At 58.5% G+C, this 22487-nt stretch carries 26 protein-coding genes; 21 read left to right on the top strand and 5 right to left on the bottom strand.

Going from position 1 to position 22487, the window contains the following annotated elements; translation table 11 throughout:
- Positions 1-136 precede the first annotated feature (136 nt).
- The 5 genes from HF675_RS02715 to sstT all read left to right on the top strand — a co-directional run bounded on the left by HF675_RS02715 (position 137) and on the right by sstT (position 5190).
- A complete protein-coding gene (locus HF675_RS02715) occupies positions 137-649 on the top strand; it encodes a M48 family metallopeptidase (RefSeq protein WP_105232703.1) in 513 nt (170 codons plus the stop codon).
- Between the two features lie 84 nt (positions 650-733).
- On the top strand, positions 734-1720 hold the full coding sequence (locus HF675_RS02710) for a Gfo/Idh/MocA family protein (protein ID WP_105232704.1): 987 nt from the start codon (positions 734-736) through the stop codon (positions 1718-1720).
- On the top strand, positions 1717-2448 hold the full coding sequence (locus HF675_RS02705) for a glutamine amidotransferase (protein ID WP_105232705.1): 732 nt from the start codon (positions 1717-1719) through the stop codon (positions 2446-2448). The genes HF675_RS02710 and HF675_RS02705 overlap by 4 nt, the downstream gene beginning before the upstream one ends.
- Positions 2449-2699: 251 nt before the next feature.
- Positions 2700-3674 (top strand): TerC family protein, encoded by a 975-nt coding sequence (locus tag HF675_RS02700; RefSeq protein WP_105232706.1) that lies wholly within the window; start codon positions 2700-2702, stop codon positions 3672-3674.
- A gap of 280 nt (positions 3675-3954) precedes the next feature.
- Entirely contained in the window at positions 3955-5190 is a 1236-nt protein-coding gene (sstT, locus tag HF675_RS02695; RefSeq protein ID WP_105232707.1) for a serine/threonine transporter SstT, read from the top strand.
- On the opposite strand, the gene HF675_RS02690 is transcribed toward sstT, so the two are convergent.
- The 3 genes from HF675_RS02690 to uxaC form a co-directional block, all read right to left on the bottom strand.
- On the bottom strand, positions 5187-5762 hold the full coding sequence (locus HF675_RS02690; protein WP_105232708.1) for a YgjV family protein: 576 nt from the start codon (positions 5760-5762) through the stop codon (positions 5187-5189). The two genes, sstT and HF675_RS02690, sit on opposite strands and share 4 nt — an antisense overlap.
- A gap of 70 nt (positions 5763-5832) precedes the next feature.
- Complete coding sequence (locus HF675_RS02685; RefSeq protein ID WP_111736320.1) at positions 5833-7326, bottom strand: UxaA family hydrolase; 1494 nt, start codon at positions 7324-7326, stop codon at positions 5833-5835.
- 20 nt (positions 7327-7346) lie between these two features.
- Positions 7347-8759, bottom strand: a complete 1413-nt coding sequence (gene uxaC / locus HF675_RS02680; RefSeq protein ID WP_187043997.1) for a glucuronate isomerase — start codon at positions 8757-8759, stop codon at positions 7347-7349.
- 379 nt (positions 8760-9138) lie between these two features.
- Here uxaC and HF675_RS02675 point away from each other — a divergent pair, with 379 nt between their 5' ends.
- The 11 genes from HF675_RS02675 (at position 9139) to HF675_RS02625 (ending at position 16538) form a co-directional block, all read left to right on the top strand.
- On the top strand, positions 9139-10437 hold the full coding sequence (locus HF675_RS02675) for an MFS transporter (protein WP_105232711.1): 1299 nt from the start codon (positions 9139-9141) through the stop codon (positions 10435-10437).
- A 121-nt stretch (positions 10438-10558) separates the two neighbouring features.
- Positions 10559-11335 carry a transcriptional regulator ExuR gene (gene exuR / locus HF675_RS02670; RefSeq protein WP_187043996.1) on the top strand — a complete coding sequence of 259 codons (777 nt, stop codon included), beginning with the start codon at positions 10559-10561 and terminating at the stop codon, positions 11333-11335.
- Positions 11336-11525: 190 nt separating this feature from the next.
- Positions 11526-11969, top strand: coding sequence for a hypothetical protein (locus tag HF675_RS02665; protein WP_187043995.1), 444 nt, complete (start codon positions 11526-11528; stop codon positions 11967-11969).
- A 114-nt stretch (positions 11970-12083) separates the two neighbouring features.
- Positions 12084-12761 (top strand): DedA family protein, encoded by a 678-nt coding sequence (locus tag HF675_RS02660; RefSeq protein WP_105232714.1) that lies wholly within the window; start codon positions 12084-12086, stop codon positions 12759-12761.
- Positions 12758-13135, top strand: coding sequence for an EnvZ/OmpR regulon moderator MzrA (gene mzrA, locus HF675_RS02655; RefSeq protein WP_105232715.1), 378 nt, complete (start codon positions 12758-12760; stop codon positions 13133-13135). The genes HF675_RS02660 and mzrA overlap by 4 nt, the downstream gene beginning before the upstream one ends.
- Positions 13136-13306: 171 nt before the next feature.
- A complete protein-coding gene (locus tag HF675_RS02650; RefSeq protein WP_105232716.1) occupies positions 13307-13678 on the top strand; it encodes a DUF1090 domain-containing protein in 372 nt (123 codons plus the stop codon).
- A gap of 150 nt (positions 13679-13828) precedes the next feature.
- Entirely contained in the window at positions 13829-14134 is a 306-nt protein-coding gene (locus HF675_RS02645; protein WP_105232717.1) for a YqjD family protein, read from the top strand.
- 2 nt (positions 14135-14136) lie between these two features.
- Complete coding sequence (locus HF675_RS02640) at positions 14137-14538, top strand: phage holin family protein (protein WP_105232718.1); 402 nt, start codon at positions 14137-14139, stop codon at positions 14536-14538.
- Positions 14535-14819, top strand: a complete 285-nt coding sequence (locus tag HF675_RS02635) for a YqjK-like family protein (RefSeq protein ID WP_105232719.1) — start codon at positions 14535-14537, stop codon at positions 14817-14819. The genes HF675_RS02640 and HF675_RS02635 overlap by 4 nt, the downstream gene beginning before the upstream one ends.
- Positions 14820-15090: 271 nt before the next feature.
- Positions 15091-15486 carry a DoxX family protein gene (locus HF675_RS02630; RefSeq protein ID WP_105232720.1) on the top strand — a complete coding sequence of 132 codons (396 nt, stop codon included), beginning with the start codon at positions 15091-15093 and terminating at the stop codon, positions 15484-15486.
- Positions 15487-15551: 65 nt separating this feature from the next.
- Positions 15552-16538: a glutathione S-transferase family protein gene (locus HF675_RS02625; RefSeq protein WP_187043994.1), complete on the top strand. Its 987-nt coding sequence runs from the start codon at positions 15552-15554 to the stop codon at positions 16536-16538.
- A gap of 32 nt (positions 16539-16570) precedes the next feature.
- Here the strand turns inward: HF675_RS02625 and HF675_RS02620 are convergent, their stop codons facing one another.
- Complete coding sequence (locus HF675_RS02620; protein ID WP_105232722.1) at positions 16571-17467, bottom strand: LysR family transcriptional regulator; 897 nt, start codon at positions 17465-17467, stop codon at positions 16571-16573.
- A 232-nt stretch (positions 17468-17699) separates the two neighbouring features.
- On the opposite strand from HF675_RS02620, the gene HF675_RS02615 reads away from it, so the two are divergent.
- Positions 17700-18401: a pirin family protein gene (locus tag HF675_RS02615; RefSeq protein ID WP_187043993.1), complete on the top strand. Its 702-nt coding sequence runs from the start codon at positions 17700-17702 to the stop codon at positions 18399-18401.
- Positions 18402-18435: 34 nt separating this feature from the next.
- On the opposite strand, the gene HF675_RS02610 is transcribed toward HF675_RS02615, so the two are convergent.
- Complete coding sequence (locus tag HF675_RS02610) at positions 18436-18999, bottom strand: TetR/AcrR family transcriptional regulator (RefSeq protein WP_111736317.1); 564 nt, start codon at positions 18997-18999, stop codon at positions 18436-18438.
- Between the two features lie 104 nt (positions 19000-19103).
- Here HF675_RS02610 and HF675_RS02605 point away from each other — a divergent pair, with 104 nt between their 5' ends.
- The 4 genes from HF675_RS02605 (at position 19104) to narU (ending at position 22457) form a co-directional block, all read left to right on the top strand.
- Positions 19104-19571 (top strand): nuclear transport factor 2 family protein, encoded by a 468-nt coding sequence (locus tag HF675_RS02605; RefSeq protein WP_187043992.1) that lies wholly within the window; start codon positions 19104-19106, stop codon positions 19569-19571.
- A gap of 111 nt (positions 19572-19682) precedes the next feature.
- Positions 19683-20219 carry a dihydrofolate reductase family protein gene (locus HF675_RS02600; protein ID WP_105232727.1) on the top strand — a complete coding sequence of 179 codons (537 nt, stop codon included), beginning with the start codon at positions 19683-19685 and terminating at the stop codon, positions 20217-20219.
- A 41-nt stretch (positions 20220-20260) separates the two neighbouring features.
- On the top strand, positions 20261-20785 hold the full coding sequence (locus tag HF675_RS02595) for a TetR/AcrR family transcriptional regulator (RefSeq protein ID WP_222618795.1): 525 nt from the start codon (positions 20261-20263) through the stop codon (positions 20783-20785).
- Between the two features lie 283 nt (positions 20786-21068).
- A complete protein-coding gene (gene narU, locus HF675_RS02590; protein ID WP_187043990.1) occupies positions 21069-22457 on the top strand; it encodes a nitrate/nitrite transporter NarU in 1389 nt (462 codons plus the stop codon).
- The last annotated feature ends 30 nt before the right edge of the window (positions 22458-22487 follow it).

The following is a 22487-nucleotide window of genomic DNA, read 5'->3' as shown; positions in this document are numbered from 1 at the left end:
TGATAAATTTGCGCTGTTTATCCCCTAAAAACGGCCGTCAGTAAAATGTTTTTTGCTATTCATCGCCCTTTGCCGGATTTGTGCGAAAAAACCGCATACAATAACCGGCTGAATAGTTACTGAAGATTATCGCGTCATGTCCGAACTGACTTATCTGCAAGGCTACCCCGCCCATCTGCAGACGCAAGTACAACAGCTGATCCAGCAACAGCGCCTGGGTGAGGTGCTGCTGCAGCGCTATCCGCAAGTGCACAGCTGCACCACCGACAAGGCGCTGTACCAGTTCACCACCGAGATCAAAAACCAATATCTACGCAACGCCCAGCCGATCAGCAAGGTAGCGTATGACGGCAAAATTCACGTGATGAAACACGCGCTGGGTCTGCATACCGCCATTTCGCGCGTACAGGGCGGTAAGCTGAAGGCCAAGGCGGAAATCCGCGTAGCGACGGTGTTCAAGACCGCACCGGAAGCCTTCCTGCGCATGATCGTCGTGCATGAGCTGGCGCACCTGAAAGAGAAAGACCACAACAAGGCGTTTTATCAGCTGTGCTGCCATATGGAACCCGACTATCACCAGTTGGAGTTTGACACCCGCCTGTATCTCACCCATCTGGCGCTGTTCGGCGGGCTGTACGCCGACCGCTGATAGTTAACGTATTTTTAACAAAAACTCGCCTTCTGCCGGCGGCGTGATACTCTGATTTATCAGTACCTGCCACCGGAGTTATCTATGATTCGTTTTGCCGTCGTCGGCACCAACTGGATCAGCGAACGCTTTGTCGATGCCGCCCATCAAAGCGGAAAAATGCGGTTGAACGCCGTCTATTCCCGCCGTCTGGAGCAGGCCAGAAGCTTCGGCGCCCCCTATCAGGTCGAGCATCTGTTTGACGATCTGACGGCGCTGGCGCAGTCCGATGTGATTGACGCCGTGTATATCGCCAGCCCGAACTCGCTGCACTGCCAGCAAGCATTGCTGTTTATGCGCCATCACAAACATGTGATCTGCGAAAAACCGCTGGCGTCCAATCTGCAGGAAGTGGAATTGTTGCTGGCCTGTGCGCGCGAGCAGCAGGTGGTGCTGTTCGAAGCCTTCAAGAGCGCCCATCTGCCCAACTTTATCACCCTGCGGCAAACGCTGCCTAAAGTGGGCAAACTGCGCAAAGCGTTCTTCAACTACTGCCAGTATTCATCCCGCTATCCACGCTATCTGGCGGGAGAAAACCCGAATACCTTCAACCCGCAGTTCTCCAACGGTTCGATCATGGACATCGGTTATTACTGTCTGGCGAGCGCGGTGGCCCTGTTCGGCGCGCCGCAATCGCTGATCGCCAGCGCCACCCTGCTGGACACCGGCGTGGATGCCCACGGCACCGTCTGCCTCAATTACGGCGATTTTGACGTGACGCTCGGCCACTCCAAAGTCAGCGACTCGGCGCTCGCCAGCGAAATTCAGGGTGAGGACGGCGCGCTGCTGATCGACAAGATTTCCGAGTGTCAGGGGGTGACGCTGCTGCCACGCGGCGGCAGCCGTCAGGATCTGAGCCAACCGCAGCACGGCAATAGCATGCAGTATGAGGCCGAGGTGTTTGCCGATCTGGTGACGCGTCATCAGGTTGAACATGCCGGCCTGGAAAACTCGCGTATCGTCGCCGCCCTGTTAAGTGAAATCCGCCGGCAAACCGGCGTCGTCTTCCCGGCAGATGGAGAAGGACAATGAAGCCGCTGTTACTGATGCAAACCGGCGATGCGCCTGAGGCCATCCGCCAGACGCACAGCAATTTCGAACAGATGTTTATGCAACAAGGCGGCATGGCCGCCGAACGCGTGCAGGTCGTCCACCTGCCCGCCGGAGAACAACCGGCGGCGCCGGCGGACTATTGCGGCGTGGTGATCACCGGCTCACCGGCGATGGTGACCGAACGGCTGCCGTGGAGCGAACAGGCGGCCGAATGGCTGCGTCAGGCGATGGCGCTCCGCCTGCCGATCTTCGGCGCGTGCTACGGCCATCAGTTGCTGGCCCATGCGCTCGGCGGCGAGGTGGGCTATCACCCGCAGGGGATGGAAGTCGGTACGCTGGAGATTGAACTGCTGCCGGCCGGCGCGAGCGACCGCCGGCTGATGATGCTGCCGCCGCGTTTCAAAGCCAACCTGATCCATTCACAAAGCGTGCTGACGCCGCCGCCGGGCGCCGACGTGCTGGCCCGCTCGGCGCAGGATGACTACCAGATCCTGCGCTATGGTGATAATGCGCTGACCACCCAGTTCCACCCGGAATTCGACGCGGCGACCATGCGCAGCTATCTGCACTGGCTGGCCGAATTAAACCCGGAGCAGCAGGCGGAATACCAGCAAAAACAACGGCAGGTGGACGATACGCCGTTCAGCAGGCTGCTGCTGCAGGGGTTTGTCGTCAGCCTCGGCGCGCAGCAGGCATTGGCCGGATGAAGATTAGACGTTGACCGCTGACACATTTTGCATTACTTTTTACGTCAGCAAAGGGGAGTAACTTCATTGCCGGTTAATCGTCATTACGATGCGCAAGCATCCGGTTACCGGGCAACCCGATGGTCAAGGTGTAACACCTTCATCGACGTTGTAAGTGAGACCTTGCCGGAAGGCGAGGTTTGCTTGCAGCGTTCACAGAGCGGCTGGCGTCCTTCCGACGTTGGCCGTTTTTGTTTTTTGAAGGATACATAATGATGAATACCGTTGGCACTCCGTGGTTATGGGGCAGCTTCGCCGCCGTTATCGTGGTGATGCTCGCCATTGATTTACTGCTGCAGGGCCGCAAAGGCTCGCACACCATGTCGATGAAGCAGGCCGCCTGCTGGTCGCTGGTGTGGGTCACCCTCTCTCTGCTGTTCAACCTGGGTTTCTGGTACTACCTGAGCGAAACCGCCGGCCGCGCCGTGGCCGATACGCAGGCGCTGGCCTTCCTGACCGGCTATCTGATTGAAAAAGCGCTGGCGGTGGACAACGTCTTCGTCTGGCTGATGCTGTTCAGCTACTTTGCCGTGCCGGCCAACCTGCAGCGCCGCGTGCTGATTTACGGCGTACTGGGCGCGATTGTGCTGCGTACCATCATGATCTTTGCCGGCAGCTGGCTGATTTCCCAGTTCTCGTGGCTGCTGTACCTGTTCGGCGCTTTCCTGCTGTTTACCGGCATCAAAATGGCGCTGGCGAAAGAGGATGACGGCGCCATCGGTGACAAGCCGCTGGTGAAGTGGCTGCGCGGCCACCTGCGTATGACCGATAACCTGGAAGGCGAGCGTTTCTTTGTGCGCCGCAACGGTCTGCTGTTCGCCACGCCGCTGGTGCTGGTGCTGATTCTGGTGGAACTGAGCGATGTGATCTTCGCGGTCGACAGTATTCCGGCCATCTTCGCCGTCACCACCGATCCGTTTATCGTCCTTACCTCTAACCTGTTCGCCATTATGGGCCTGCGCGCCATGTACTTCCTGCTGGCCAACGTGGCCGAGCGCTTCTCGATGCTGAAGTACGGGCTGTCGGTGATTCTGGTGTTTATCGGCGTCAAAATGCTGATCGTCGATTTCTACCATATTCCGATCGGCATTTCGTTAGGCGTGGTGGCCGGTATCCTGCTGCTGACGCTGGCGATTAACGCCTGGGTCAATCATCGCAATGACCGGCTGGCGCGTAAGGCGCAATAATCTGTTACCCGGGGCGGCTTTCCGCCCCATAATCGTTTGTTCATCGCGACAAACGCCAAATGTTATTGCGATCACACAAATGTAACCAGTATGTTATCAAGAGTTGATCCGCCCGCAGAATTTCACATCAGAGACTTCCCAACCCCGCGCGTTTACTGAATACTGAAATAGCAAACACACTTGGTTACAGGTGCGCATAAAATTCGCCCGGCGCCGTTCCTGCCGAGGCGCAGCACCCATTACGCAACATCATCAGGAAGCGGAAACGCACATAAGCATCATGCATAAAATACTGACACGCATTACACAGGGCAGCCTGGTTAAACAAATTCTGGTCGGTCTGGTGGCCGGCATCCTGCTGGCATTTATTTCCCCTGCCGCCGCATCGGCCGTGGGCCTGCTCGGGGCGCTGTTCGTCGGCGCGCTGAAGGCGGTCGCCCCCGTGCTGGTGCTGGTTTTGGTGATGGCGTCCATCGCCAACCATAAGCAGGGGCAGAAGACCAATATCCGTCCGATCCTGTTCCTTTATCTGCTGGGCACCTTCGCCGCTGCGCTGGTGGCGGTGCTGCTCAGCTTCGCCTTCCCGTCCAGCCTGGCGCTGGTCACCGGCAATGTCGATATCAGCCCGCCGGGCGGTATCACCGAGGTGCTGAAAGGCCTGCTGATGAACGTGGTGGCGAATCCGTTCGACGCTCTGATCAACGCCAACTACGTCGGCATTCTGGCCTGGGCCATCGGCCTGGGGCTGGCGTTGCGCCACGCCGCAGACAGCACCAAACTGCTGATCACCGATGCCTCACACGCCGTCACGCAGGTGGTACGTGCGGTGATCCGCTGCGCGCCGCTGGGCATCTTCGGGCTGGTGGCGTCCACGCTGGCGGAGACCGGCTTCGACGCGCTGTGGGGCTACGCCCAGCTGCTGATGGTGCTGATTGGCTGTATGCTGCTGGTGGCGCTGGTACTCAACCCGCTGATCGTCTACTGGAAAATTCGCCGCAACCCGTATCCGCTGGTGTTCGCCTGCCTGCGCGAAAGCGGCGTCACCGCCTTCTTTACCCGCAGTTCGGCGGCCAATATCCCGGTGAATATGGAGCTGTGCAAAAAGCTGAATCTGAATGAGGATACTTACTCGGTCTCCATTCCGCTCGGCGCCACCATCAACATGGCCGGCGCGGCGATCACCATCACCGTGCTGACGCTGGCGGCGGTGCATACGCTGGGCATTGCGGTGGATATTCCGACCGCGCTGCTGCTGAGCGTGGTGGCGGCGGTCTGCGCCTGCGGCGCGTCCGGCGTGGCCGGCGGCTCGCTGCTGCTGATCCCGCTGGCGTGCAATATGTTCGGCATCCCGAACGATATCGCCATGCAGGTGGTTGCGGTTGGCTTTATTATCGGCGTGCTGCAGGACTCCTCGGAAACCGCGCTGAACTCCTCCACCGACGTGCTGTTCACCGCCGCCGCCTGTATGGCGGAAGATCAACGGCTGGCGGACGATGACCCGCTGAAAATGCGCTAAGCGCGCGGTTCTGACATCAGGCGTCCTTCGGACGCCTTTTTTTCGGCCTGCTTTTCTGCCGCAAACGGATCGATACCGCGCCGCTGCAGGCGGCGGAAACGCAGAATATTAAAGCCGTTCATCAGCAGAAAGCTGCCCTCAATCAACGAGCCGCCGATCGACCCCAGCCAGATATTATGCGTCACCCAGCAGGCGGTGGAACACCACATCACGCAGCGGGTGGTAAGGCCGCGGGTGCGGAACAGCGCCCAGGTGCTGATCGAGGTGCCGAAAATCGGCAACAGCTCGACCCAATGCTGGTAGCGCGACAGGCCCATCACCAACGTCAGGCTGAGAAAGAGCCACATCACCCACAGGCTGCGGGTGCGCATGGACACCAGGTTGCGGCAGGCGCTGAGCAATGCGCTGCTGCCGGCGGCGTTGGCGCCCATCAGGAAGAAATGAATGCCGATAGTCAGGCTGTAGCCGGAGAGCTGCAATTTGAAACGACGATCGTCACGGTTGAAAAAGCTGGTAATGCCGACCAGAAAGGCCAGCACGCCAACCGCCTGAGCAAACCAATAAAACGTCATGGACAGATCCTGAAGCGGAAAAACGGCAAAAAATGAAATGCCGTTTTATGTTACTCGCGCCGCTGACGCTTTACAATGTGACGCCGCTCTTAAAGATCGCCAGCTCGCGGAAATCGTTCAGCTCGTTTTTCGCCGCCTTACCGTTGGCGATGGCGACAATTTCATCGATAAACTGCGTCAGCAGCTGCTCCATCGCCATGCCGTGAATCAGCCGCCCGGCGTCAAAATCAATCCAGTGCGGTTTTTTCGCCGCCAGTTCGCTGTTGGTCGCCAGCTTCACCGTCGGTACAAAGCCGCCGTACGGCGTGCCGCGTCCGGTGCTGAACAACACCATATGGCAGCCGGCGCCGGCCAGCGCGCTGGTCGCCACCGCATCATTGCCCGGCGCACTCAGCAGGTTCAGCCCCGGCTGACGCAGACGCTCACCATATTTCAGCACGTCCACCACCTGGCTCTGCCCCGCTTTCTGGGTGCAGCCCAGCGATTTCTCCTCCAGCGTGGTGATACCGCCGGCCTTGTTGCCCGGCGACGGATTTTCATAAATCGGCTGCTGGTGGGCAATAAAGTATTTTTTGAAGTCGTTGACCATGGCGACGGTCTTGTCGAAAGTCTGCCTGTCGCGGCAGCGGCTCATCAGAATACGCTCGGCGCCGAACATCTCCGGCACTTCGGTCAGCACGCTGGTGCCGCCGTTGGCGATCACATAGTCCGAAAAGCGCCCCAGCAGCGGGTTGGCGGTAATGCCGGACAGCCCGTCAGACCCTCCGCATTCCAGGCCGAACTTCAGTTCGCTGAGCCGGCCCGGTTGGCGGCGGTCGTCACGCATTGTCTGGTACAGCGCGTGCAGCTGCGCCAGGCCGGCCTCCACTTCATCGTCCTGCTGCTGGCACACCATGAAACGTACGCGCGCGTCGTCTACGGCGCCCAGCGTGTCGCGAAACGCATCGACCTGATTGTTTTCACAGCCCAGACCAATCACCAGCACCGCGCCGGCGTTCGGATGGCGCACCATGTTTTGCAGCATGGTGCGGGTATTTTCATGATCCTGCCCCAACTGGGAGCAGCCGAACGGATGGCTGAACAGATGCACGCCGTCAATACCCTGGGCATCGGCGGTTTCCTGCAGAAAACGCCGCTGGATCTGCCGGGCAATGCCGTTTACGCAGCCGACGGTCGGAATGATCCACAGTTCATTGCGGATGCCGACCTCGCCATTGGCGCGGCGATAGATCTGCACCTCGCGATCCGCCGCCTGCGGCGGCACCACCGGGAAATCCGGCTGGTACTGGTAGTCGTCCAGATCGCTCAGGTTGGTCTTGGCGTTCTGCGCGTGGATGTGCTCCCCCGGCGCAATCGCCGTTACCCCATGGCCGATCGGCAGACCGTATTTAACGATCGTCCCGCCGGCAGCGATCGGCGTCAGCGCGAATTTATGCCCGCGCGCCACCGGCTGCGGCAGCGTCAGGCGTAGCGCATCATCCAGCTGCAGGGTTTCACCGGCGGCCAAATCCCGCAGGGCGACCGCCACGTTGTCCTGCGCATGAATCTTAATAAAGCTCTGCATAAGGCACCTGTAGGCGACGGCTAGGCCAGTTCAATGGCGAAATAGTTTTTGGCGTTGTCGAAGCTGATGTTTTTCACCATCTCCCCCAGCAGCGCCAGGTCCGCTGGCGCTTCGCCGTCTTCAACCCAGCGTCCGATCATCTGGCACAGAATGCGCCGGAAATATTCATGACGGGTATAAGACAGGAAGCTGCGGCTGTCGGTCAGCATGCCGACAAAGCGGCTCAGCAGACCAAGCTGCGCCAGCTGGGTCATTTGCCGCTGCATACCGTCTTTTTGATCGTTAAACCACCAGCCGGAGCCAAACTGCATCTTGCCCGGCGTCCCTTCGCCCTGGAAGTTGCCCACCATGGTGCCGATCACTTCGTTATCGCGCGGGTTGAGGCAGTACAGAATGGTTTTCGGCAGCCCGCCCTGCCGCGCCTGGGCGTCCAGCAAGCGCGACAGCGGCTGCGCCAGCGGCCGGTCGTTGATCGAATCAAAGCCGATATCCGGGCCGATACGCTCAAACATCAGGCTGTTGTTATTGCGCAGCGCGCCGATGTGATACTGCTGCACCCAGCCGCGGCGCTGATATTCTGCCGCCAGGAACACCAGCACGGCGGTTTTGAACTGCGCGCTCTGCGTGTCGTCCGGCAGCGCGCCGTCAAGGCGCCGGCTCAGGATCGCATCCAGCGCCGCCTCGTCGGCGTCGGCGTACACCACCACGTCCAGCGCATGGTCCGCCACCTTGCAGCCGTGCTCAGCAAAGTGGTCCAGCCGTTTGCTCAGCGCTTGGCGCAGGTCATCAAAGCGGCGGATCGCCACATCGGACGCGGCCGTCAGCCGCTGCAGATAGTCGGTGAAGGTCGGCGTATCAATATTGAACGCCTTGTCCGGCCGCCAGCTCGGCAGCACCTTGATGTTAAAACCGGCATCCTGCGCAATCGCGCGGTGGTGGCGCAGATCGTCAATCGGATCGTCGGTGGTGCCGACCATCTTCACGTTCATCTGCTGCATGATCCCGCGCGCGCTGAACGTATCTTGCGTCAGCAGCTCATTGGTACGTTGCCAGACGGTATCCGCCGTCGCCGGCGACAGCAAGGTGTCGGTAATACCGAACGGCCGGCGCAGTTCCAGATGCGTCCAGTGGTAGAGCGGGTTGCCGATGGTGTGCGGCACGGTTGCCGCCCAGGCGTCGAATTTTTCCCGGTCACCGGCATCACCGGTACACAGGCGTTCCGCCACGCCGTTGGTGCGCATGGCGCGCCATTTGTAGTGATCGCCTTTCAACCAGATGTCATACAGATTCTTGAAGCGATAGTTCTCGGCGATCTGCTCCGGAGGCAGATGGCAGTGATAGTCAAAAATCGGCTGCTGCGCCGCATATTCATGGTACAAACGCCGGGCAAATTCCGTATCCAGTAAAAAATCTTCGCCTAAAAACGTGGCCATATCAGGTCCTCAGCTTGCGTAGCGGGTTTTGTCGCCTCATTTCTTTAAAAAAGTTATCACACCAATTAATGGCGGCGTCCAGGTTTTTTTCGTCGTGCTCACGGTGAAAATGGCGCTTAAACGGGCATTAACAGCGTAATTCATCACCCAAAAACCTAAGCATAGCCTCCATATTATTGCGTAACTGAATAATGACTTTTGTGATGTCACTCAACTTTTAAATCTGTATGACAAGTTATTGTCTCGCCTCTTCACCTCGCTGCGGGAAGCCCCGGCGAACAGAACACGCGTTACACCATTACTGACAGGGAATCACCATTATCTACGTTGCGCAGCATCCATGAGCGCGACGACTGCTAAAGACGGGGAGAGATTTCTCATGCGCAAGATCAAAGGGTTACGCTGGTACATGATCGGGCTGGTGACCATCGGCACGGTGCTGGGCTACCTGACCCGCAATGCGATTGCCGTTGCCGCACCGACGCTGGAAAACACCTTACATATCACCACCCAACAATATTCTTATATCGTCGCCGCCTACTCCGCCTGCTATACCGTGATGCAGCCGGTGGCCGGCTATGTGCTCGACGTACTCGGCACCAAAGTGGGCTATGCGATGTTCGCCGTTTTATGGGCGCTGTTCTGTATGGGCACCGCGCTGGCCAACAGCTGGGGCGGGCTGGCGCTGGCGCGCGGCGCGGTCGGCATGGCGGAGGCGGCGATGATTCCCGCCGGACTGAAGGCCAGCAGCGAATGGTTTCCGGCCAAAGAGCGCTCGATCGCGGTGGGTTATTTTAACGTCGGATCGTCAATCGGCGGCATGATCGCGCCGCCGCTGGTGGTGTGGGCGATCGTCGCCCACAGCTGGGAAATGGCCTTTATCATCACCGGCGCCCTGAGCCTGATCTGGGCCATCTGCTGGCTGATTTTCTATAAGCATCCGAAAGACCAAAAGAAGCTCAGCGCCGAGGAGCGCAGCTATATCCTCGACGGCCAGGAAGCCCAGCATCAGACCAGCAACGCCAAGAAAATGTCCGCCTGGCAGATCGTCCGCAACCGTCAGTTTTGGGGCATTGCGCTGCCGCGCTTTCTGGCAGAACCGGCCTGGGGCACCTTTAACGCCTGGATCCCGCTGTTTATGTTTAAGGCCTACGGCTTTAACCTGAAAGAGATCGCCATGTTCGCCTGGATGCCGATGCTGTTCGCCGATCTGGGCTGTATCGTCGGCGGTTATCTGCCGCCGCTGTTCCAGAAATATTTCAAGGTTAACCTGATCGTATCCCGCAAGCTGGTGGTGACGCTTGGCGCGGTGCTGATGATCGGCCCCGGCATGATCGGCCTGTTTTCCAGCCCCTATATCGCCATTGCGCTGCTGTGCGTCGGCGGCTTCGCGCATCAGGCGCTGTCCGGCGCGCTGATTACGCTCTCTTCCGACGTGTTCGGCCGCAACGAAGTGGCGACCGCCAACGGCCTGACCGGCATGGCGGCCTGGACCGCCAGCACGCTGTTCGCCCTGGTGGTCGGCGCGCTGGCGGATACGCTCGGCTTCAGCCCGCTGTTCGCCGCCCTGTCGGTATTCGATATTTTGGGCGCCATCGTGATCTGGACGGTGCTGCAAAATCGTCCGGCCGCCGCCGGGGAAAAGGAAGCGCTGCAAACCGCCGCCGCAGGCGGTTAATCCCCCGCTCAGCCCGGCGTATGTGCCGGGTTGCGCCGCCGCCATTCACTGGCGGCAAAACCGGATAAGTGGTATAACAAATCTGTTGGCAACCCGCCTTTCCTAGCGCAGAGCACTCATTATGGAATTCACCGAAAGCAGACGCTTATATCAGCAACTGGCCGCCGAACTGAAACAACGCATTGAAGGCGGCGTTTATCCGGTTGGCGACAAACTGCCGGCGGAACGCTATATCGCCGAAGAGATGAACGTCAGCCGCACCGTGGTGCGCGAGGCGATTATCATGCTGGAAGTGGAAGGCTACGTCGAAGTGCGCAAGGGCTCCGGGATCCACGTGATCTCCAACCAGCAAAAACACCTGGTGGTGCCGGGCGAGAGCATCGAATTCGCCAGCGTCGGGCCGTTCGAGCTGCTGCAGGCGCGCCAGCTGATTGAGAGCAATATCGCCGAGTTCGCCGCCACGCAGGTCACCAAACAGGACATCGTGCAGCTGATGGAGATTCAGGAAAACGCCCGCCGGGAGGATCGCTTCCGCGATTCACAGTGGGATCTGAAGTTCCACGTGCAGATCGCGCTTGCGACGCAGAATACCGCAATGGCGACCATCGTCGAAAAAATGTGGAGCCAGCGGGTGCACAACCCTTACTGGATTAAACTGCACGAGCATATTGACGATCGCTCGATCGACAGCTGGTGCGATGACCATGACCAGATTCTCAAGGCGTTGATGCGCAAAGACCCCGCCGCCGCCAAGCTGGCGATGTGGCAACACCTGGAAAACACCAAGCAGATGCTGTTCAACGCCACCACCGACGATTTCGAATATAACGTTGACCGTTACCTGTTCGCCGAGAATCCGCTGCCGCATCTGGACAGCGCAGCCGGCAGCAACAAATAGTCGATGGCGGTCAAATAATCTTACCTTATGTCAGGTATTGTAAAATACGCTGAATCAATGCGGTCAGCGCCGTTTCCCGTGTAATAATTCACCGGCGGCAGTAGAGATTTCTCTGTTGCCGATCGGGCGGCTTTGCTAAAATCAGACCACTTTTTTTAGCCTTATTACTGCGGGGGCGGAACGCGAATTCATGCGCTGGTTGTTTGCCATGCTGATTGCTCTTTTGTGCTGGACCGGCGCGGTCTCCGGCCACCAGCTCTATACCATGCAACCGGCATCTTCTGCGCTGCAAAACGCCCAGCCGAACGACGCGACAGCTGCCCAGAACGACTATCTTCAGGCGCTACGCCCGCCGGCCGACCTGCGCAGCAAAACGCCGGGGAAAAAATGGCCGCTGCTGCTGTCGCGCAATCCTCCCTGCCATAGCGCCCCGCTCTCTGCCGTTTCCCCCATCCCCGCCTATGCTTTAACAGAGGCGCGGCGAGAGAGCCGCTATCCGCGCCAGGCGGCGCCGGCGTCCAACCGTCTTGACCAGGTTAACTGGACGCTCCGCACATCCCACCAGCAAAGCCGGGTCGGCGGCTGGAAAGCGAGCAACATGCTGTACCGAGGTACGCTGACTTACCATTCATGATCGGCATGGGTTACCACTCACAAGTAAAAATACCTCACCGTTCACCCGCGGCGCCAGCATACCGGCAACCAGGCCGCCAAGAGAAATCAGGCAAAGACGTTTTAGGAACACTGGATGGATATCATTAAGCAACTGTTGGATGCCTTATGGCAGCAGGACTTCGAAACGCTGGCGAACCCTTCGCTGGTGTGGACGCTGTATGTGCTGCTGTTTATGATTCTGTTTCTGGAAAACGGCCTGCTGCCCGCCGCTTTCCTGCCCGGCGACAGTCTGCTGATTCTGGTCGGCGTGCTGATCGCCAAAGGCACCATGAATTTCCCGCTCACCATCTTTATTTTGACCGTCGGCGCCAGTCTGGGGTGCTGGGTCAGTTATATACAGGGCAAATGGCTGGGCAATACCCGCACGGTGCAGAGCTGGCTGTCGCACCTGCCCGCCCACTACCACCAGCGCGCACACCAACTGTTCCACCGCCACGGCCTGTCGGCGCTGCTGGTCGGCCGTTTTCTGGCCTTTGTACGCACGCTGCTGCCTACCATCGCCGGCCTGTCTGGCCTGAGCAACGCTCGCTTCCAGTTCTTCAACTGGATGAGCGGTCTGCTGTGGGTGGTGATCCTGACCAGCCTGGGCTTTGCGCTCGGTAAAACGCCGGTGTTCCGCAAATACGAAGATCAGCTGATGTTCTGCCTGATGATGCTGCCGCTGGTGCTGCTGGTGGTCGGCCTGGTCGGGTCGTTGATCGTGCTGTGGCGCAAAAAGCGCGCCAGCCAAAATACGGGCAACGGCGCGTGACCACGCCGCGCTCCCGCTGGCAGTATGCACTGATTATCGCGCTGGCCCTGCTGGCGCTTTCGGTGTTTTTTCTGCCCGCCATGGTGCGCACTGAAACCGAACTGCGCATCCGCTCGACCCAACAAGGCCTGTCGCTGCCGGACGGTTTCTACGTTTACCAACGTCTGGATGCGCGCGGCATCCGTATTAAAAGCATTACGCCGGAAGGAGATGGCCTGGTCATCCGCCTGGACTCCCCCCAGCAACAGTTACTGGCGCGGGAAACGCTGCAGGCCATTCTGCCTCCCGGCTATACCATCGCGCTGAGCGAGCTCCCCGCCCCCAGCCACTGGATACGTAAGCTGGTCAGCAGCACGCCGCAAGATCTGGGATAGGTCGCGGAGCGCTCATTTTATAAACAGTCGTTTGGCTTTTCGGCACGGATCTTTGCTATCCGAGCGATTTAGTGACTATGCTGAATAACGGCGATGTCAGTGCGTAATTCCCCATCGCCCAGCAGGAAAACGGATACATCCCCATGCATCCCATTAACAAGGAACCGACAGATGAAGTTACGCTATACCGCCCCTTTGGCCCTCTTTTTATCCACCTTCGCCTCTTTTTCGATAGCGGCCGAGGGCGGCTGTGCCGCCAAAGAGCAGGAAATTCAGCAGCAGATTGATTACGCCACCCAGCACGGCAACAGCCAACGCGTCGCCGGGCTGAAAACGGCGCTGGGTGAAGTGCAGGCCCATTGCACCGATGCGGGTCTGCAGGCCGAGCGGCAGAAAAAAATTGAAGAGAAACAGCATAAAGTGTCGGAACGCCGCCAGGAGCTGAAAGAAGCCCAGCAAACCGGCAAACTGGATAAAATCACCAAAAAGCAGCAGAAGCTGGCGGAAGCCGAAGCCGAATTGAAACAGGCACAGGCGGAATAGACGGCCAGCGGAGCACAGCGCCCGGCATTCGGAATATTCATAGGAAAATAATCGTTTCCGCAGTGATATTCGCCATCTGAGTGCTTTGCTGCCGTAAAAAAATCCGCTATGTTGGAATTCTCTTGGAGTTAACGTTAAGGAGTTAGAGAAATGGCAAAAGATGCAAATGCAGAAAACTTACGCGCTGAACTGAAGTCCTTAGCCGACACCCTGGAAGAGGTGCTGAACTCTTCCACCGATAAGCCGAAGGCCGAACTGGAAAAGCTGCGTTCCAAAGCGCAGGGCGCGCTGAAAGACACCCGCGCCCGTCTGGGCGACGCCGGCGACAAACTGGCTAACCAGACCAAACAGATCGCCGGCCAGGCTGACGACTATGTGCGCGACAATCCATGGACCGGCATCGGTATCGGCGCAGCAGTCGGCGTCGTGCTGGGCGTTCTGCTGGCGCGTCGTTAATCATGAACGAGCACGAGCAATCCCGTGCGCAGGGCCCCGCCAAAGGGGTCCTGGACATCGGCCAGCGTATTATCACCATCCTGGTCGGCATGGTGGAATCACGGCTTAAGCTGGCGGTCGTTGAACTGGAAGAGGAAAAAGCCAACCTGATTCAGCTGATGCTGCTGGTCGGCATTACTCTGCTGTTTACCGCTTTCGGCCTGATGAGCCTGCTGATCCTGCTGTTTTGGGCGATCGACCCGGCCTACCGCGTGATGGCGCTGGGCACTACGACCGGCGTGCTGCTGTTTCTGGCCGTGGTGGGCGTGATCTGGACGCTGGTGAAAGTGAAACGCACCACGCTGCTGGCCGAAACGCGCAAACAGCTGGAGCTGGACCGCGCCGCGCTGGAGGGGAAAAAATGAGCCGCCGCCGGGCGCTGGCCGTCAGAAAACAGCAGTTGATTAGCCGGATCGAGCAGCAGCGCGCCGACCTGGGCGACAATAAAGCACAGTGGCTGGACAAAACCGAACACATTGACCGCGGTTATCAAGCCCTGTTCGGCATGCGCAAGTACCTGCTGCTCGGCTCCGGCGTGGTCGCCCTGTACGGCATGCGCCACCCCAGCAAGCTGATTCGCTGGTCGCGCCGGGCCTTCAGCGCCTGGGGCACCGTGCGCCTGCTGCGCAAAACCCTCTCCCGCTAACCCTTCTCCCTCGCCCTTTTTTGCCTTATTCCGTGGCTCTGACCACGGCGTACGTCGTGCGCCGTGACTCTTTATATTTACGCCACAAATGTTAGCCAGCTAAATATTCATGATTTTTGAAAGATTATAGCAATTTTACTTGCTAACAAAGTGTACGCTTCCCGATTAACATTCATTCCATCGAAACGGACGGCACGGCAGAACAACGCTCTGCGCGCCGCCAGATGACATAACACAGCCAGCGTGGCGCAAAAAACTTTTGGAGTGAATGATGAAAAAATTAGAAGATACCGGTTTGTTGGTGGCGCGTATTTTGATGCCAATCCTGTTTATCGTCGCCGGCTACGGCAAAATGGGCGACGCTTACGCCGGCACTCAGCAGTACATGCAATCGATGGGCGTACCGGGCTTCCTGCTGCCGTTGACCATCCTGCTGGAGTTCGGCGGCGGCCTGGCGATTCTGTTCGGCTTCCTGACGCGCACCACGGCGCTGTTTACCGCCGGCTTCACCATTCTGACCGCGCTGCTGTTCCACACTAACTTTGCAGATGGTGTTAACCAGCTGATGTTTATGAAAAACCTGACCATCGCCGGCGGTTATATCGTGCTGGCCATCGCCGGTCCGGGCGCATTCAGCATCGACCGCCTGCTGAACAAGAAGTGGTAAACTAATCTTAGGGGAGTCAGGCATGCCTGACTCCCGTTCTGTCATACAAGACGAAGGAGACACCCATGGGACAACTCGTTGACGGCGTTTGGCAAGACGTCTGGTACGACACCAAATCCACCGGTGGCCGCTTCAAGCGTTCTACCTCCCAGTTCCGCAACTGGATCACCGCCGATGGACAGCCCGGCGAGCACGGCGACGGCGGGTTTGTCGCGGAAAAAGATCGCTATCACCTGTACGTTTCCCTCGCCTGCCCGTGGGCGCACCGCACGCTGCTGATGCGTAAACTGAAAGGGCTGGAGCAGATTATTCCGGTTTCCGTGGTGCATCCGCTGATGCTGGAAAACGGCTGGACCTTCGCTGACGATTTTCCCGGCGCCAGCGGCGACCCGCTGTACCACGCCGATTTTCTTTACCAGCTCTACCTGCGCGCCGATCCGCACTACAGCGGCCGCGTGACCGTGCCGGTGCTGTGGGATAAGCAGCGGCAGACCATCGTCAGCAACGAATCCGCCGATATCCTGCGCATGTTCAACAGCGCCTTTGACGGCGTGGGCGCACGCGCCGGCGATTATTACCCGGCCGAGTTGCGCGAAAAAATTGATCGGCTGAACGGCTGGATTTATGACACGGTCAATAACGGCGTCTACAAAACCGGTTTTGCCACCAGTCAGGAAGCGTACGATGAAGCGGTGAACGGCGTGTTCACTTCGCTGGAGCGGCTGGAGCAGATCCTCGGCCAGCACCGTTATCTGACCGGCGATCGGCTGACCGAGGCGGATTTACGCCTGTGGACCACGCTGGTGCGCTTCGATCCGGTGTATGTCACCCACTTTAAATGCGACAAGCGGCGCATCAGCGACTACCTGAATCTGTACGGTTTTCTGCGCGATATTTATCAGCTGCCGGGCGTCGACGAGACGGTCGATATGGCGCATATCCGCCATCACTACTACCGCAGTCACGCCACCATCAATCCGTACGGCATTATCTCCATCGGCCCGGCGCAGGATTTGAATGAGCCGCACGGCCGCGACCAGCGTTTCCGCTAATAAAAAAACCTCGCCATTCGGCGAGGTTTTAATTATTTCTGGGCGAACAGCCGCGGGATCTCACGCAGGAACCAGGCTTTCGCCTCGCCCATACTGTCGCGCCGCCAGGCCATGATAATGTCCGCCTCACGGCTGTATTCCGGCCCCACAACACGCAGCCGCCCCTCTTCGATATCTTTTTCCACCATGGAATACGGCATGGTCGCCACGCCCAGGCCGGCCAACAGCGCCAGACGCTTGTCTTCGATGGTGCTGACGGTCAGCCGCTGCTGCTTATCCAGCAGTTGGACGGTAATTACCGGGCGTTCGCGCGCGGTGTCCGCCACCGCAATGGCGCGGTATTTCACCCGGGTGGCTTCCGACAGCGGTTCCGGCTCCTGGTGAATCGGGTGATCCGGCGCAGCCACATAGACGCTCATCACTTTATACAGTTTGCGGGTATTAATTTCCGACGAGGCGCGAAAATGCATATCCGGCGCGATCACAATATCGGCCCGCCCCTGTTCCAGACGCTCCCAGGCGCCGGCCAGCACTTCGCTCAAAATCGACACCTGGGTATTCGCCTTCAGCGCCAGCTTGTCGACCAGCGGAAACAGCAGACTGGGCGGCGACAGCGCCTCGCTGACGATGGTGATGTGCGTTTCCCAGCCGCGCGCCAGCGCTTCAGCGTCGGTGGTCAGCTTATCGGCCGCTTCCAGCAGTACCCTGCCGCGTTCCAGCAGCATACGGCCGACGTTGGTGAATTTAGTGCGGTGGCCGGAACGGTCAAACAGCACCACGTCCAGCTCTTCTTCCAGTTTTTGCATGGTGTAGCTGAGCGCCGACGGCACCCGGCCCAGCTCATCTGCCGCTGCGGCAAAACTGCCGCGGCGATCGATGGCATCCATCACCCTTAACGCTTCAAGCGTTAACGCCCGATCTCTGGCCATTGCATCTCTCTGTCAGGAAATTTGAATATGGCAACCAGATTAACTGGCTAACAATCTGCCGTCCAGATGCTTACCATTTATACCCATCATACTTCAAGCTGCAGGTGCGTTGGCTGCGCTCAGTCACCCGAATCACTGACCCGAGTCAGCTCATCGGGATTCCTTCTCTTGCCGCCTTCCTGCAACTCGAATTATTTAGGATATACAGATTGAAATTAGAGAGCCCATTGCCATGATCACATGCAGAACAGCAGAACAATGCGGGCAAGCTGACTTTGGTTGGCTGCAGGCTCGCTACACCTTTTCTTTCGGACACTACTTCGATCCCAAACTGATGGGCTACGCCTCGCTGCGGGTGCTGAACCAGGAAGTGCTGGCGCCGGGCGCTGCTCTGCAGCCGCGCGCCTACCCCAATGTCGACATCATCAACCTGATCCTGCAGGGGGAAGCAGAGTACCGTGATAACGACGGCAACAGCGTCCGCGCCGCCGCCGGCGAAGTCCTGCTGCTGGCGGCGCATAACGGCGTCAGCTACGGCGAGCAAAACCTCAGTGCCGACACGCCGCTGACGCGTATGCAGCTGTGGCTGGACGCCTGCCCGGAACGCGCCAACGAGCGTATTCAGCGCCTGGCGCTGCAACCGCAGTCCCACCAGTTGCTGGCCTCGCCGGACGGCGCACAGGGCAGTCTGCATTTACGCCAGCAGGTGTGGATTCACCACCTGGATTTAGCGCCCGGGGAAGCACTGACGTTGCCGCTGCACGGCCCGCGGGCCTATCTGCAATCGATCCACGGCGCCTGTTCCGCCCACGGCGAGCACCATGCGCCGCAGCACCTGACCTGCGGCGACGGCGCTTTCGTGCATAACGAAACTCTGCTTACGCTGCGGGCTGAAACGCCGCTGCGCGCGTTGCTGATCGATCTCCCGGAGTAAACGCATCAATGCGCAGGTCGCCGGACGCCTGCGCCTAGCGTTTCAGGCTATCCGCCACGCATTCGCGCAGTAACGAAAGCACCTCAGCCCCCTTTTCCCCACGCTGCGCCATCACGATCGCCCCGTCGACCAATAACGCCAGCTTATGCGCCTCGCGCGCCCCTTGCCGGTCATCCGGCAGGAAAGCGGCGATCTCCCGCATCATATCCTGCTTGTGCTCACGCGCCTGCACCAGCGTTTCCGGCAGACTGTCGGCCATTTCCACTGCCGTATTGATAAACGCGCAGCCGCGAAAATCCGCCGTGGCGAACCACTGTGCCAGCGTGGCGGGCAACGCCTGCGGCAGCGTGCCGCCGTTGGCCATCTCCCGCGCCAGCGTCTCGCGGAACCAGGCGATCCAGCGTTCATGCCGATAGCGTAAAAACGCCAGAATCAGATCGTTTTTGGCGGGAAAGTGGCGATAAAAGGTCACCTTGGTCACCCCGGCCTGTTTGATAATACGGTCGATACCGGTGGCACGGATGCCATCTTGGTAAAACAGACGGTGGGCGGTATCAATAATGCGCTCGCGCGCGCTGCGTGAATCGGCTGTGGTCATGAATGCCTCCTGGCAGAGATTATCGCAGCATGTAGACAAGTCTGTCTACACAAGATAACCTGCACATGTAGACAACTCTGTCTACATACCAAGAGGAAAGTATCATGGAAACCCGTTCCCCGCTGCCGCCCTTTATGCCGGACAGCGCCCGGCAAAAAGTCCGTCTGGCCGAAGACGCCTGGAACAGTCGCGATCCACAACGTGTAGCGCAGGTCTACGCGCCGGACACCCGGTGGCGCAACCGCGCCGAGTTCGTTAACGGACGTGATGAAGTGGTGCAGTTTTTACAGCGCAAGTGGCAGAAGGAGCTGGATTACCGCCTGATCAAAGAGTTATGGGCGTTTGACGCACACAGAATCGCGGTGCGCTTCGCCTATGAGTGGCATGACGATTCCGGTAATTGGTACCGCAGCTACGGCAACGAGAACTGGGAATTTAATGCGCAGGGGCTAATGACCACCCGCTTCGCCTGTATCAACGACTGTCCGATTGCCGAGGCCGAACGCCGTTTCCACTGGCCGCTGGGCAGACGCCCGGACGATCATCCGGGACTGAGCGACTGTGGTTTCTGACTTTATCCGGCGCTGAACAGGACCATCGGCGCCAATTAGAACGATAAATTTGACGTTATCACTCCATGGCACCACTATTATTTATACGCCGTATAAATAATAGGTATTGAAATGATCTCCGGACACGTTTTCATCGCTGCAAGTCTTGACGGTTTTATTGCCCGTACCGATGGCGATATAGGATGGTTGCTCGAACGCGATGATCCTCAAGAGGATCATGGTTATGATGATTTTATTGAAAATATTGACGTCATACTGATGGGACGCGCTACCTATGAGACCGTACAACATGTCCGCCCATGGCCATACACCCGCCCGGTACTCATCCTCTCCAGCACGTTGGACGAACAGCACATTCCTGCTGAACTAACAGGGAAAATTCGCTTTTCCGACAGCTCGCCCACACAGGCGATGACGATGCTGGCAGCCGAAGGACATCGGCGGGTATATGTCGATGGTGGTCGCATTATCCAGTCATTTTTGCAGGCTGGCCTGATTGCCGATCTGGTGATCACCCATATTCCATTGCTGCTAGGGCAAGGGCGTGCTCTGTTCGGTTCCCTTCCCACCGATATTCCATTGGTTCATGAGCACACCCGTACCTTCGCTTCCGGGCTGGTTCAGTCACGCTATCGAGTCGTCTCATGAACCGGCCGGCCGGGCGTCCGGCGCGCGGCAACGGAGTGATTTTGCCTGGTGCAATTCTCTCTGCAGCGTTGGAGATGCTAGATACACTAGGGCCAGAAGCCTTTACGATGCGCGCTTTGGCGACGAGATTACGCATCAATCCGATGACGATCTACTACTATTTTGGCGATCGGGACGGCTTGATCGCCGCTATGGCAGAGAGGGTATATCAAGAGGTTACCGCCCCGCCAGATGACGATCCCCTCACCCGACTGGCGGGGTTGTTGCAGGCTTACCACAGCCAGGTATTGCAGCACCCCGGACTAACGCTGCTGATTTTCAGCCGACCCACGGTATTCCCCAAACAGGCCAGAAGGATCACCACTGACATTACACAACTGCTGCACCGAAGCGGGTTGTCGTCAGCAGGTGTCCGGCGATGGGTCGGTATACTTGTCGATTTCACCCATGGTGCCGCGCTGGCAATGGCGACAGAGGAACAGCCGGCTATTGAACGCAACACTGCTGCTAAAAACTACGCTGAAGCGCTGGCTGAATTGTTGAATGCTCTAAAAAAGCGCCAATAACGGCCTCATCACGATGGCTCTTACTGCCGCCCCCATCATTCTACTGAGCCTTGCCCGCTCTCCCCATCCTGACAATATTCTGCATAGATATTGATGTATTTAAATATTTATGGTTACAAAAATTTACACTCATAACCCCACAGAATAAGCCGATATATCACATAAGCGGCATTCTTCATCTACGCTTCAATCTAAAACCCGTTCGACAGGTTAAAAAACAACCCGCCGGGCAATTATAATATTCAATCGTGTTTTCATTAGGTTAGCCATTTAGTGAGGGCATATGTCGCAACAAACTGAGAAAGATAATCCCTATCTTTTGCGTGACTGGCGGCCGGAGAACGAGGCCTTCTGGAACAATAAAGGTAAAGGCATCGCGCGTCGTAATCTGGTGATTTCCGTTTTTTGTCTGCTGCTGGCGTTCTGCGTCTGGATGCTGTTCAGCGCCGTGGCCGTTAACCTCAACAAGGTGGGGTTTCACTTCACCACCGACCAGCTGTTTTTACTGACCGCACTGCCCTCGCTCTCCGGCGCGCTGCTGCGCGTGCCCTACTCGTTTATGGTGCCGATGTTCGGCGGCCGCCACTGGACGGTGATCAGCACCGTGATTTTGGTGATCCCCTGCGTGGCGCTCGGCATCGCCATTCAGCACCCTGCCACGCCTTACTGGGTGTTTATCGTTATCGCCCTGCTGTGTGGCTTTGCCGGCGCCAACTTTGCCTCCAGCATGGGCAATATCAGCTTTTTCTTCCCGAAGGCCCGACAGGGCAGCGCGCTGGGGATTAACGGCGGCCTCGGCAATCTGGGCGTCAGCGTGATGCAGATGATCGCGCCGCTGGTGATCCTGCTGCCGCTGTTTACCTTGCTCGGCGTACCGGGCGTCGCTCAGGAAGACGGCGCCACGCTGTGGCTGGCCAACGCCGCCTGGATCTGGGTGCCGCTGCTGCTGGTGGCCACTCTGGCCGCCTGGGTCGGCATGAACGATATCGCCAGCTCGAAAGCTTCGATCGCCGAACAGCTGCCGGTGCTAAAGCGCCTGCACCTATGGCTGTTAGGGCTGCTGTATCTGGCCACCTTCGGTTCGTTTATCGGTTTTTCCGCCGGCTTCGCCATGCTGGCCCAGACGCAGTTTCCCGAGGTGGATATTCTGCAGCTGGCGTTTTTCGGCCCGTTTATCGGCGCGCTGGCGCGTTCGATGGGCGGCGTGATCTCCGACAAGCTGGGCGGCGTGCGCGTCACCCTGATCAACTTCGTGTTTATGGCGCTGTTTACCGCCCTGCTGTTCCTGACCCTGCCCGGCAGCGGCTCCGGCAGTTTCCTGGCGTTCTATCTGGTGTTTATGGGGCTGTTTCTCACCGCCGGGCTGGGCAGCGGTTCCACCTTCCAGATGATCGCCGTGATCTTCCGCCGCATCACTATCGACAGGGTGAAGGCGCGCGGCGGCAGCGATGAACAGGCGCAGCACGAAGCGGTGACCGATACCGCCGCCGCGCTGGGCTTTATCTCCGCCATCGGCGCCGTCGGCGGCTTCTTTATTCCCAAAGCCTTCGGCACCTCACTGGCGATGACCGGCTCGCCGGTCGGCGCGATGAAGGTCTTTCTCGTGTTTTACGTCGTTTGCGTGCTGGTGACCTGGTTGGTTTACGGTCGCCGCACGCCTGCCAAGAAATAATCGACCCGTTGCAGCGGGCCCAATCAGCAA

It is taken from the genome of Serratia sp. JUb9 (assembly GCF_014298095.1).
GTDB lineage: Bacteria > Pseudomonadota > Gammaproteobacteria > Enterobacterales > Enterobacteriaceae > Serratia_B > Serratia_B rhizosphaerae.
This window is presented reverse-complemented; position numbering and strand designations above follow the sequence as displayed.